At 46.1% G+C, this 11,205-nt stretch carries 12 protein-coding genes; 11 read left to right on the top strand and 1 reads right to left on the bottom strand.

Translation table 11 applies throughout. The annotated features are described in order from the left end of the window. Nucleotides 1-285: 285 nt before the first annotated feature. Complete coding sequence (locus DYP60_RS03010; protein WP_117329389.1) at nt 286-684, bottom strand: single-stranded DNA-binding protein; 399 nt, start codon at nt 682-684, stop codon at nt 286-288. 349 nt (nt 685-1,033) lie between these two features. On the opposite strand from DYP60_RS03010, the gene DYP60_RS03005 reads away from it, so the two are divergent. The 11 genes from DYP60_RS03005 (at nt 1,034) to DYP60_RS02955 (ending at nt 11,099) form a co-directional block, all read left to right on the top strand. Further along, nucleotides 1,034-2,155, top strand: coding sequence for a GNAT family N-acetyltransferase (locus tag DYP60_RS03005; protein WP_117329388.1), 1,122 nt, complete (start codon nt 1,034-1,036; stop codon nt 2,153-2,155). Between the two features lie 322 nt (nt 2,156-2,477). After that, a complete protein-coding gene (locus DYP60_RS03000; protein ID WP_117329387.1) occupies nt 2,478-3,557 on the top strand; it encodes an extracellular solute-binding protein in 1,080 nt (359 codons plus the stop codon). Between the two features lie 72 nt (nt 3,558-3,629). After that, nucleotides 3,630-4,742, top strand: coding sequence for an ABC transporter ATP-binding protein (locus DYP60_RS02995; protein ID WP_117329386.1), 1,113 nt, complete (start codon nt 3,630-3,632; stop codon nt 4,740-4,742). Then, the gene (locus tag DYP60_RS02990; RefSeq protein ID WP_165849476.1) at nt 4,732-5,586 is read left to right on the top strand and encodes an ABC transporter permease; all 855 of its coding nucleotides are present in this window, start codon (nt 4,732-4,734) and stop codon (nt 5,584-5,586) included. The genes DYP60_RS02995 and DYP60_RS02990 overlap by 11 nt, the downstream gene beginning before the upstream one ends. Further along, nucleotides 5,583-6,440, top strand: coding sequence for an ABC transporter permease (locus DYP60_RS02985; RefSeq protein ID WP_117329384.1), 858 nt, complete (start codon nt 5,583-5,585; stop codon nt 6,438-6,440). Before DYP60_RS02990 ends, DYP60_RS02985 begins: the two co-directional genes overlap by 4 nt. 294 nt (nt 6,441-6,734) lie before the next feature. Then, entirely contained in the window at nt 6,735-7,709 is a 975-nt protein-coding gene (locus tag DYP60_RS02980; RefSeq protein WP_117329383.1) for an RnfABCDGE type electron transport complex subunit D, read from the top strand. Continuing rightward, nucleotides 7,706-8,299, top strand: a complete 594-nt coding sequence (locus DYP60_RS02975) for an FMN-binding protein (protein WP_117329382.1) — start codon at nt 7,706-7,708, stop codon at nt 8,297-8,299. The genes DYP60_RS02980 and DYP60_RS02975 overlap by 4 nt, the downstream gene beginning before the upstream one ends. Nucleotide 8,300: 1 nt before the next feature. Further along, a complete protein-coding gene (locus tag DYP60_RS02970; RefSeq protein ID WP_117329381.1) occupies nt 8,301-8,912 on the top strand; it encodes an NADH:ubiquinone reductase (Na(+)-transporting) subunit D in 612 nt (203 codons plus the stop codon). After that, nucleotides 8,905-9,498, top strand: coding sequence for an NADH:ubiquinone reductase (Na(+)-transporting) subunit E (locus tag DYP60_RS02965; RefSeq protein WP_117329380.1), 594 nt, complete (start codon nt 8,905-8,907; stop codon nt 9,496-9,498). Before DYP60_RS02970 ends, DYP60_RS02965 begins: the two co-directional genes overlap by 8 nt. A gap of 10 nt (nt 9,499-9,508) precedes the next feature. Next, nucleotides 9,509-10,615: an NADH:ubiquinone reductase (Na(+)-transporting) subunit F gene (locus DYP60_RS02960; protein ID WP_117329379.1), complete on the top strand. Its 1,107-nt coding sequence runs from the start codon at nt 9,509-9,511 to the stop codon at nt 10,613-10,615. Nucleotides 10,616-10,628: 13 nt separating this feature from the next. Then, nucleotides 10,629-11,099, top strand: a complete 471-nt coding sequence (locus DYP60_RS02955; protein WP_117329378.1) for a hypothetical protein — start codon at nt 10,629-10,631, stop codon at nt 11,097-11,099. Nucleotides 11,100-11,205: the final 106 nt, after the last annotated feature.

Raw genomic sequence — 11,205 nt, 5'->3', positions numbered from 1 at the left:
GCTTAAAATCGATAGCAAAAACATGGGGGGAAAACAAAGATTGCTCAAGAAGAAAAACCTATACCTGAGCAGTTACCGATTTTTTTTATATAGCAAGAGCAAAATTCGATTATAGTCGATTCTTATGTATTTTTTTAAAATGATATGGTTACGCTATAGTTTACACTTTTAGAAGTGACGGCGCACGCTTTGGAGACGCTTTCTCCTCGACTGCCACTGTAATAAAGTACTGCCTCCCCTGTCTTTTCAAGAGGAGGCAAAAGAATCAACGTGAGTGCGATACACTCAGAATGCAATCTCCTGGTCAAGGGCATCGAGCTCTTGTACTTCCTCTGTCTTGCTCGTGGTATTTGGGTCTTTCTTGAATTCAACATGTTCTGCAACAACAATAATCCGTTCATGGTTGGCCCCTTCCTTGTCCGACCAACGCTCTTGGCGTAGTCTCCCGACCACCCTCACTCCCCTACCTTTGTGTAGGTAGTCCAGGCAGTTCTTTGCCAATGTGCCCCATGCCTGAACGGTGATGAACATCACCTCTTCCACTGCTTCAGCCTTTGCATTACGGAAAAAGCGGTTGACGGCGATAGAAAACTTCGTCATTTCGCTTGCATTTTCCCCGAGTTCTACACGCTCAGGGTCCCTTACAAGGTTTCCTTCCAATAATACTGAGTTCAAATTATTCACTACTACCTCCAAACCCCATGGGAAAGATCCCCTCCAAGCACAAGCTTGGCACTTGGGGTACGTCCCAAAAGGGTGTTCATTACCTAAGGTGAGGTGTGGAGTTTTTTGCTTCATCAATGGAGAAGCTCACATGCGTGCACCTGCTTCTGTCATAGCTATATCTTGCTCATCCGATCAGGCATGCTTCCCTAAAGACTGTTTTTACTACCACTGTTTGTCTTTATGAGCCCGATTTTAGAACATCTAAAAAATACATTTTTTGAAGACATGTAAAAATACTGAGATAATTATTAGTTGCGACTCCAGAGAAATACAGTACAATAGCAAAAAATACAAGAATGAGGTCAACATGATTACTATACATTCTGTCTCCTCGAAACGTGACTGGAAGCAGTTCTTTGAATTTCCAAACCACCTCTATAAAGACAACCCTTACTATGTACCTACCTTGGTACTCGATGAAAAGTGGAACTTCAATCCAAAGAAGAATCCTGCATTCGAGTATATTGATTCTGTCGCTTTTCTTGCGGAAAAAGATGGGAAGGTTGTAGGTCGCATAGCTGCCCTGATTAACCACAAGCTGAACAAAGCCCAGCAGAAAAAGTATATGCGATTCACCCGCTATGACGTAATCGATGACATCGAGGTCAGTACACTACTTTTTAAAAAAGTCTTTTCGTGGGGCAAACAAAAAGGAATGGATACTATCATTGGTCCCATTGGATTTTCAGACCTTGATAAGCAGGGTTTGCTGGTAGAAGGATTCGACCAACTGGGGATGTTCATTACGTTGTACAACCATCCCTATTATCATGAACACCTGCAACAGCTGGGATTCACCAAAGATGCCGACTGGGTGGAATACAAAGTCTATGTACCGGAACAGATTGACCCAAGAATCGCGAGAATCAGCGAAATTGCACAAAAAAGGCATGGTTACCGGTTGCTCTCATTTACAAGGAAAAAAGAAGTGCTCCCCTACGCACACCAAATGTTCCATATGTACAATGAATCGTTTGCAAATCTCTATGGGTTCTGTCCGCTCACTGATGGACAGATCAACCTTGCCATAAAACAGTTTTTAAGTTTGGTGAGCCTTGAATACCTCTATATAGTTGTGGATGCTACCGGGACAGTCATTGGCTTTGGTATCATGGTCCCTTCCCTCTCTCAAGCAATGCAGAAATCGCATGGACATCTGTTTCCTCTTGGTTTTGTGAGGATTCTTCAATCCCTCAAAAAATATGACGTACTCGACATGTACCTCATTGCCGTAAAACCCGAATATATGGGCAGAGGAGTGAATGCAATCATCTTGCATGAAGGTCTTAAGAAAGCAATGGAAAACGGAGTAAAGTATGCAGAGACCGGCCCAGAGCTGGAGGACAATGACAACATACAAACCCAATGGAAAAGCTTCAGGACAGAACAGCACAAGCGTAGGCGCTGCTACATTCGCCCCCTCGAATAGGATACCTGTCCGCCAAACAAAAATTCCCATCTCCCAAGAATACTCTTCCACGAACACTGTCTTTGAGGGGCTCGCGCAGCTTTTATCAATTTCAACCGTAGCAGAAGAGGTTTTTCTTCGTGGTTATCTGCATTATCACTTATTTCACGTTTTCACAGATTCCAAACATATCCTTCATATATAACAAATTTATCTTTCCTATATTCAAATTGACTTTACAGTAGCCAAGACGTACGATATTTATGAGGTGATGGCTACAGAAGGAGATAGTCGTGATCAGAGTTAGTAGAAGACATCTTACATTCCTAAGGAGGAATTCTGTATGAAAAAAGTTGTCCTTGTTCTCATGGTCCTTACGATTTTGGGCAGTGTACTCTTTGCCCAAGCTTCAGCCGAGACGAAGAATCCCGTGCTACGAATCATCACATGGTCAGGGTATGCACCACAGGAACTGTTGGATAAGTTCACTGAGCAAACCGGCTACAAGGTTGAGGTGACACTCAGCAACAATGAAGAAATGATCAGTAAGCTCAGAGCAACCCGTGGCGGTGGTTTTGACCTTGCCCAGCCCTCGCAAGACCGCATCTCTTCGGTCGTTGAGCAATATGCTATCTATCAGCCCATTGACTATGCAAGAATTAATACCGAGCAGATTGATGCTTCCCTGCTTGAAGCAGTGAAGAAAAACACTTTGGTAGATGGGAAATCCTATGCTGTCCCTCACGTGTATGGAACCGAGGGTTTGGTTGTCAACAAAGCGTTGGCTCCAGATGTAAAGGACTTCAAAGACCTTCTCGATCCAAAGTATGCCGGAAGGGTATCCTATCGTTTGAAGAGACCTACTCTCATTGGAATGGGATTCTCCCTTGGGTATGATCCATTTGCACTCTACAGTGACCCAGTAGCCTACCAAAAGTTCCTGGACGAAATGGAGAAAATACTCATTGCTGGCAAGCCTTCAGTAAAAACCTATTGGGACAATGGAGACCAGCTTCTGCAATCGCTTCGTTCTGAAGAGGTCTGGGCTGCATCAGCTTGGGAGCAAGCCGGATGGAAGCTTCATGCTGAAAACCCAAACATTGACTATATAGCGCCAACCAGTGGGGCGCTTGGTTGGGTTGATACCTTTGCCATCCCGGCAAAGAGTGAAAACCTTGATGCGGCGTACGCATACATCAATTTCATGTTGGAGCCTGAAAACGCTGCGTTCTTCACCAACCGAGAAACCTATGGAACAGCATCCAAGGACGCTGTGAATTATCTTGATCCTGAGATCAAGGCAAACTTCACCCGCGGCCTCCCTCCTGAGGTGCTTGCCAACATCAACTGGTATCCTACCGTCCCAGCAGGAATCGAAGAGATGGAAGGAAAGACGCTCGACAAGATAAAAGCTGCTCGCTAGCAGAATTGATCAACGTATTGCCAATAGCTGTTACACCACAGCTATTGGCATTTTGTCAAGGTAAACAACACTATGGATAAGGCACTCTCAGTACAAAATATCACCAAACGTTTTGGTGATTTTACTGCAGTTAACCAGGTATCATTCGATGTAGAGGATGGTAAATTCTTTTCAATTTTAGGTCCTTCAGGATGTGGAAAGACAACGCTGTTACGAATGATTGCAGGATTTTACAAACCTGATAGCGGGACCATCCTCTTCAATGGGAAAAACATGGATGGAGTTGCCCCGAATAAACGACCGGTTAACCTGGTGTTTCAAAATCTCGCACTCTTTCCCATGATGAATGTGCATGAAAACATTGCATTCGGGCTACGCCGAAGAGGGGAAAAAGGCCCTGGTGTCGACAAGAAGGTCAGAGAGCTGTTGGAAAGAGTCGGCCTGCCTGAATCAGGGAAAAAGCAGATAAGCCAACTCTCTGGTGGACAGAAACAACGCATTGCAATTGCACGATGCCTGATAATGGAACCAACGGTACTCTTGCTCGATGAACCCTTGGGAGCACTCGATGCGAAGTTACGTGAACATATGAAGGTGGAATTAAAGAACCTTCAATCCCAAGTCGGAACCACTTTTGTCTACATTACCCATGACCAAAGCGAAGCTATGGTCATGAGTGATATGGTTGCGGTAATGAACAATGGACACTTTGAACAAATAGGGACCCCCCAAGAGCTCTACCACAAGCCAAAGTCATCGTTTGTCGCCCAGTTTGTGGGAAACAACAACAAGTTACGGGTAAAGCTCCACGCTGATTCCAGTGGAAACACCATAGCGCGATACGCTGATCAGTATGACTTCAAACTTGCCCAGAAGCTTGAGACAGCCAATGAAAATGAGGAATATGATCTCTTCATACGTCCTGAGGCTGTAATCATAAACCCAGGAGATGGCAGGGAGAACTTTCATATCCTTCCCGTTGATGTTACCTCAATCCTTTTTGATGGAGGAAACAGCCGGCTCTTGGTGCAACCATTGGGAACTGAGGAGGAATTGGTGGTAGCACTTCCTCAGACAAGAGAGTATGATTATATCCGCTCAAAGGATCGCATACAGATTGGGTGGGATATGAATAAGACCGTCTGCTTCAAGCGCAGCGATTGGAAGCTATATGATGAAGAATAGACGACATATCAAATGGGGTTTCCTCTTCTTTTTCCTCCCTGTAGTTCTGTGGCTTTTCCTCTTGATAGTACTCCCGCATCTTGAGCTATTACGACTCTCCTTTACCAAGGCAAATACAGGAAAATTTACCTTGGACAACTATTTAGCCTTTTTCAATGAGCCCATCTACTGGCTCACGTTTGTGCGTACAGCAGGATACTCGATCATTGTTACTTTCATCGTAATGGTCATTTCCCTTCCAGTTTCATTCTACATCTCTAAAATAGTTAAGGAGAGGATAAGTGGGGCACTGATGATTCTCATCCTGGTCCCCTTCTGGGTCAGTGAACTCATCCGTGTCTACGGATGGATGATCCTACTCAGGGAGAGCGGAATACTGAACCATTTCTTTGTTTCGATAGGTCTGTTCAAGGAGCCAGTTGAGATGCTCTACAATGACATCACCATGATTATGGGATTGGTGTACACCAGCATGCTCTTCATGGTGGTACCTGTCATAGGAGTCATGGATGACTTGGATAATTCTCTTATCGAAGCTGCCTATGACTTAGGAGCCTCGAAGACAGCCATCTGGAGAACCATCATCATTCCCCACTGCGCTTCTGGGCTCGTCAATGGAGGAATCATCGTATTCATGCTGGTGCTTGGAAGCTACTTGACCCCGAATCTGATGGGAGGCAAGAACTCTCTCTGGTTTACCGAACAGATCTATAACCAGATAATTCTCTATTTCAATTGGAATCAGGGTGCCGCCTTTGGGTTCCTGCTCTTGGCCCTCTCCTCGCTCATCATCTGGGTTCTTCTCAAACTAACCAAACAAAACCTGAAGGAGGTGGTAAAATGATCAGAAGCTTACCTTCCTCAAAGAGATATCGTGGGGGTTTTACTCTCTTTATCGTTCTGTATTTCATCTTCCTCTTCGCCCCACTGGTGGTAACGATGGTTCTTGCATTCAATGACTCCATGTACCCTTCTCTTCCTTGGCAAGGGTTCACCCTCGACTGGTTCTTTGGCAATGGACCGGAGAAATATGGTATCTTTCATGACCAGACCAACTTGAGAAGCCTTTACACTTCCTTCAAGGTAGCACTAGCAGTCATGATCGTTTCTACCTTCCTGGGTACCTGTGCGGCATTTCTCTTTGAACAGGAGAACTTCCGTTTCAAGAACGCACTTTACTTTCTCATGATAGCCCCCTTGGTCATTCCTGGAGTCATCCTGGGAATCTCCATCCTGATGTTCTCCAACACCATAGGGTTGTTCATCGAGAACCACATGAATGTTTATGCATCATTTCTTGGGCCCGGGTTTCCTTTGGTAGTACTCGGGCAATCCTCATTCATCTCTACCATTGTAGCGTTGGTTGTTTCTGCCAGACTAAAGAAGTTTGACCACACCCTGGAAGAAGCAGCTTACAACCTAGGAGCAAACAAGGCGGAAGTCCTTTGGTTCATCACCCTCAAGTACCTGAGGCCTTCGATTATTGGAGGGGCGGCAATGGCCTTCCTCATGTCCTTCGAGAATTTCAACACGACTATATTCCTCGTAGGCTCACAGGCCACGCTACCCATAAACATGTACATGCAAGTGCGTGATGGATCCACCCCGGTGATCAATGCCATCTCATTCCTGCTCATCCTTGGTACTTCCATTTTTGCAGTGATAAACCTCTCCAAGGGGAACAAGAAAATTCTATGAGAGTGGAGTGTATACTTGGGAATGCGCTGCTCCATTTACTCCCTTGATTGATACAAGGAACGAGAAACAATGGTTAGAACCGGGTGCTTGTTTCTGTGCTCTTGCAGTATAAGACCAAATACGCGTATGAGACTCCATTTACCAATGCTGAGCCACAGTCTTGGTTTATTGGCAGTTTATTTTAGGCTCTGTTTTCGAAGAATGTTGTTAAGCGCCAGTACAATCCAGCACATTAATTTTTTTTTACTTTCCCCTCATTATGCCTTATACTAGGCTCAATAACGAGGAGGAACCGTGAAAATTCAAAAACAACAAGCAATGCGTACTGTTCTGTATGCGCTTGCTCCACTCTGCCTTGCTGCAATTTATTTTTTCGGTTGGCGTTTCATTGCCACCTTGGTGGTGGTTGGGGCTACAGGACTGTTGTGTGAATGGCTCATGGCACGCCGCTATGGTTTTAAGATCACCGAGTCTCTGTTCGTCTCGTGCACCCTCTTTGCACTTTCACTACCACCTACTATCCCACTGTGGATTGCAGCGGTAGGAATTGCATTCGGCATCATCTTTGGTAAGATGATTTTCGGTGGATTTGGAAGAAATATTTTCAATCCTGCAATCACTGCCCGTGCATTCATCTACATCAGTTTCGGGGTCCCCATGACAGCAGCCTTCGTCGGTAATGCTACACAAGGAGGCTGGTTCCCTGCTGGTTTTGGTTCTTGGATGAGCCAAGCGGACAGTGTTTCAGCCGCTACTCCTTTGGTAACTGGAGATGCTTCGTTGTTTGAGCTCTTCCTTGGATTAACCAGCGGAAGTTTTGGGGAAACCAGTGCCATTCTCATCCTGCTTGGCGGACTCTACATTATGTTCAAAAAGGCCGCAAACTGGAAGATTGTGGTCGCCTCCCTTACCTCGTTTCTGCTGCTGCAGAGTATCTTCTGGGCAACTGGACTGCAAATAGCAACAGAGAGTGGATTGAAAGGCGTTTCTGACCCCCTTACAGCCCTTCTGAGCGGTAGCTTTCTCTTTGCTGCATTCTTCATGATTACAGACCCTGTCTCATCTTCCCAGACAACAAATGCAGGAAGATGGATCTACGGAGCGTTTTTTGGCATACTCACTGTTTTGATACGCACCTTCTCCACTTGGGATGAAGGTGTTACATTTGCCATTCTTCTTGCCAACATGTTTGCTCCTCTGCTCGATACACTTATCAAAGGTGCTAAAGCCAAGAAAAAGCTCAAGAAAGCAGAAGGAGGGAAAGCATGAAAGCAAAAAGAACCTTTTATAGCGAGCGTATTTATCCGCTCCTATTCATGTTTGCAGTCACGTTTTTCTGCATCCTACTCACCTCTGGCTTGCATCTTGCAACCCAAGACAAGGCAATTACCAACGAACGCTCATTTACCAGACGGGCAATCCTGAACGCCGGTGGTGTTGACTTTGAGAATACTACTGAAGGAATTGAGGAAGCGTATCAGAGCAAGATAGAGGAAAAGGACGGGTACTACGTCGCAGATAGCGAGAACGGCAAGCGCTATATCATCCCCGTGGAAGGCCCGGGACTCTGGGGTGCCATTACCATCATGGCAGGATTTGAAGAAGACCTGAGTACCTTCTCCGGTATCGCCATTGTAAGCCAAAATGAAACCCCTGGTCTGGGGGCTCGCATTGAAGAACCTTGGTTTACCGAACAGTTCAGAGGGAAACAAGCCCCCTTTACACTGGTCGAAGAAGGTACAGCGGATGCAGCTACTGAGGTTGATGCCATTACTGGGGCTACCCGCACTTCAGAATATTTCAGGAATCTAACAAACCGCGCAGCAGACGATGCAAAGCGCATAATTGGAGGTGAGTAGAATGGCCAATAAACTACTACGAAAAACGTTTATGGAACCACTGGGGAAGAACAACCCTGTGTTTGTCCAGATTCTTGGCATCTGCTCTACATTGGCAGTAACGAACAAGTTGCAGAACACCATGGTCATGGTCTTGGGAGTAATGTTCACTACAGCGCTCTCCAGCTTGACCATTTCACTGCTTAGAAACCACATTCCTTCACGCATCCGAATGATGGTGGAGACCATGGTCATTGCAACCTTCGTAATCATCGTGGATATCGTATTGAAGGCCTTTTACCCGGAGATGTGGAAGCAACTCGGCCCCTATGTCGGATTGATCATCACCAACTGTATCATCATGGGGAGGATTGAGGCTTTTGCATTACAGAACAAACCAATGCTCTCCCTGGTCGATGGATTGGCATCTGGTCTGGGATACGCGTATGTGTTGCTTGCAATCGCCTTCGTACGAGAGTTGCTGGGAACCGGCAGTCTGTGGGGCTACCAGATCCTGGGGTCTTGGTGGACAAACTGGTCCATCATGATCATGCCGCCTGGAGGATTCTTCGTCCTCGCAATCATCATCTGGATCATTCGAGAAAAATTCATGAAGGAGGCCAAGAATGACTGATTCATTATTGCCCTTTTCCGTATTCTTCGCCTCAATCTTTACCGGGAATATCCTGCTTACCAACTACCTCGGAATGTGTTCCTTCCTTTCTGTCTCAAAGGAACTGAAGACCTCAACAGGTCTTGGAATGGCGGTCATCTTTGTGATGGCAACGACCACTCCTCTGAACTGGATTGTATACCAGTACCTACTCATTCCCTTTGGATTGGAATACCTCAGGTTCATCGTGTTCATCATTGTCATAGCAGCCTTCGTGCAACTTACTGAGATGACGCTGGAGCGATACAGCGAACCACTGTATCAATCACTGGGCATCTTCCTCCCACTGATAACGGTAAACTGTGCAATCCTGGGAGTAAGTCTCTTCATGGTCATTAGGGAGTATACACTACTTACCTCCTTCTTCTTTGGACTGGGAAGCGGAATCGGATGGTTCATCGCCATCATCGCAATGGCAGGCATCAGACAGAAACTGAAGAATGCCAAAATACCCCCAGGATTGGAAGGTCCAGGAATCGCCTTGGTAATTGCAGGATTCATGGCCATGGCATTCATGGGCTTCTCCGGCATGATCGCTCTATCCTAAGGGGGAACAGATGGTTGTAACACTACTGATCAGTATTGGGATCATCAGCCTCGTCTCGGTCTTCTTGGCCATCTTGCTGGTAATCGCGGATGCCACCATAGGTAACTATGGGGTGGTAAAAATCTCCATCAATGATGGTTCGAAGGAGTTGGAAGTCCAAGGTGGACAGCCGTTGCTCAAAGCCCTCAGCCAGGAAGGTGTCTTCATTCCATCAGCCTGCGGGGGGCGTGGTTCTTGTGGAATGTGCAAAGTACGGGTGGTCTCAGGAGGTGGAGAGTATCTTCCCACAGAACTCCCCTGGATATCCGATGAGGAAAAGCAAAGAAACGTGAGGCTATCCTGCCAGTTCAAGGTGAAACAGGATGTAGCCATTGTCATCCCTGAAGAACTCTTCTTGGTGAAGGAGTTCAAGACCGTTGTGGAGAGCATAAGAGACCTTACCCATGACATCAAGGAAGTGAGACTCCGCTTGAAAGACCCAACTGAGATTACACCCAAGGCTGGCCAATACATCCAATTCGAGGTCCCTGAGTATGAGCTAACCGATGAAAGAGTCTATCGTGCCTATTCAATGGCATCCTCTCCTGATGATAAAAACCATGTGGAGTTGGAAATTCGTCTTGTCCCGAATGGTATCTGCACCACCTACGTACATAAGCATCTGAAGGAAGGTGATGAGATCATTATCAATGGGCCGTATGGTGAGTTCTTTCTTAGGGATACCGATAAGAACATCATTTTCATTGCTGGTGGGTCGGGTATGGCTCCGATCAAATCAATGTTGCTTGATATGGAGAAAAAAGGTATCTCACGAAAGGCATCATACTTCTTTGGAGCTCGCTCAAAGCGTGACCTGTTCTTGCTTGATGAAATGCGTGCATTGGAAGAGAAGATGCCGAATTTCTCATTCATCCCTGCGCTCAGTGAACCTCAAGAGGAAGATAATTGGGATGGGGAGGTCGGCCTCATCACCGATGTGGTACGGAGGATGGTAAGTGAAGGGGCGAACAGTGAAGCATACCTCTGTGGCAGCCCAGGTATGATCGACGCTTGTATCAAGGTCTTGGATGAAGTGGGTGTCCTTCCAGAGAACATCTTCTACGATAAATTCTCATAACAAGGAGCTGATGATGAAACAAACCGTTGAATTTGACAAGATACAGCAACAGATGCAAAAAGGTGTCATCACCCTCCATGGATTTCTGGGAGATGATAAACGCAAACTCGTTGATATTCTGGAGAGCGACAACCTTACAGTCAGAAAGCACCATACCACGCACCAGGCGATTGCAGACCGGATGGAATACTTCCGTCAGAGAGGCCTTTCCGGACTGGGTGAATTCATTACTGTTGATGAGGATTTTGAGGTGAAGGTGGAGACGGTACGGGGTATGCTCCCCTCCCCATTTGGAGGAAAGGGCATGTACGGGAAAGCCAACACCACGGTGAGAAATAAGAAGCTGGATAGAACCATTGTCTTTACCGACCTGCACATCCACTTTATTGGGGATCATGGGTTCTATGAGGGAAAGGGATCCCCTTTCCGCTTGGAACCAGAGGATTTGATTGCAATTCTGGAAGTGCCTGTCGTAGAGGAGTAAATGTAGATTGGACCGTCTTCTTAGCTTACGGGCTTCTTCATCCTGAAGAGCTATACCGATCAAGCAAAGCAGGCTATACGCAGCATAGGAATGCGAGTATCTTCAT

This window comes from Sphaerochaeta halotolerans (assembly GCF_003429665.1).
Lineage (GTDB): Bacteria > Spirochaetota > Spirochaetia > Sphaerochaetales > Sphaerochaetaceae > Sphaerochaeta > Sphaerochaeta halotolerans.
The sequence above is the reverse complement of the archived record's forward strand: the minus strand, read 5'-3'. Positions and strand labels throughout refer to the sequence as shown.

What these genes read in the sequence shown, in the direction of transcription:
- DYP60_RS03005 (WP_117329388.1), top strand. Translation starts at nt 1,034, where the DNA reads ATGATTACTATACATTCTGTCTCCTCGAAACGTGACTGGAAGCAGTTC.
- DYP60_RS03000 (WP_117329387.1), top strand. Translation starts at nt 2,478, where the DNA reads ATGAAAAAAGTTGTCCTTGTTCTCATGGTCCTTACGATTTTGGGCAGT.
- DYP60_RS02995 (WP_117329386.1), top strand. Translation starts at nt 3,630, where the DNA reads ATGGATAAGGCACTCTCAGTACAAAATATCACCAAACGTTTTGGTGAT.
- DYP60_RS02990 (WP_165849476.1), top strand. Translation starts at nt 4,732, where the DNA reads ATGAAGAATAGACGACATATCAAATGGGGTTTCCTCTTCTTTTTCCTC.
- DYP60_RS02985 (WP_117329384.1), top strand. Translation starts at nt 5,583, where the DNA reads ATGATCAGAAGCTTACCTTCCTCAAAGAGATATCGTGGGGGTTTTACT.
- DYP60_RS02975 (WP_117329382.1), top strand. Translation starts at nt 7,706, where the DNA reads ATGAAAGCAAAAAGAACCTTTTATAGCGAGCGTATTTATCCGCTCCTA.
- DYP60_RS02970 (WP_117329381.1), top strand. Translation starts at nt 8,301, where the DNA reads ATGGCCAATAAACTACTACGAAAAACGTTTATGGAACCACTGGGGAAG.
- DYP60_RS02965 (WP_117329380.1), top strand. Translation starts at nt 8,905, where the DNA reads ATGACTGATTCATTATTGCCCTTTTCCGTATTCTTCGCCTCAATCTTT.
- DYP60_RS02960 (WP_117329379.1), top strand. Translation starts at nt 9,509, where the DNA reads ATGGTTGTAACACTACTGATCAGTATTGGGATCATCAGCCTCGTCTCG.
- DYP60_RS02955 (WP_117329378.1), top strand. Translation starts at nt 10,629, where the DNA reads ATGAAACAAACCGTTGAATTTGACAAGATACAGCAACAGATGCAAAAA.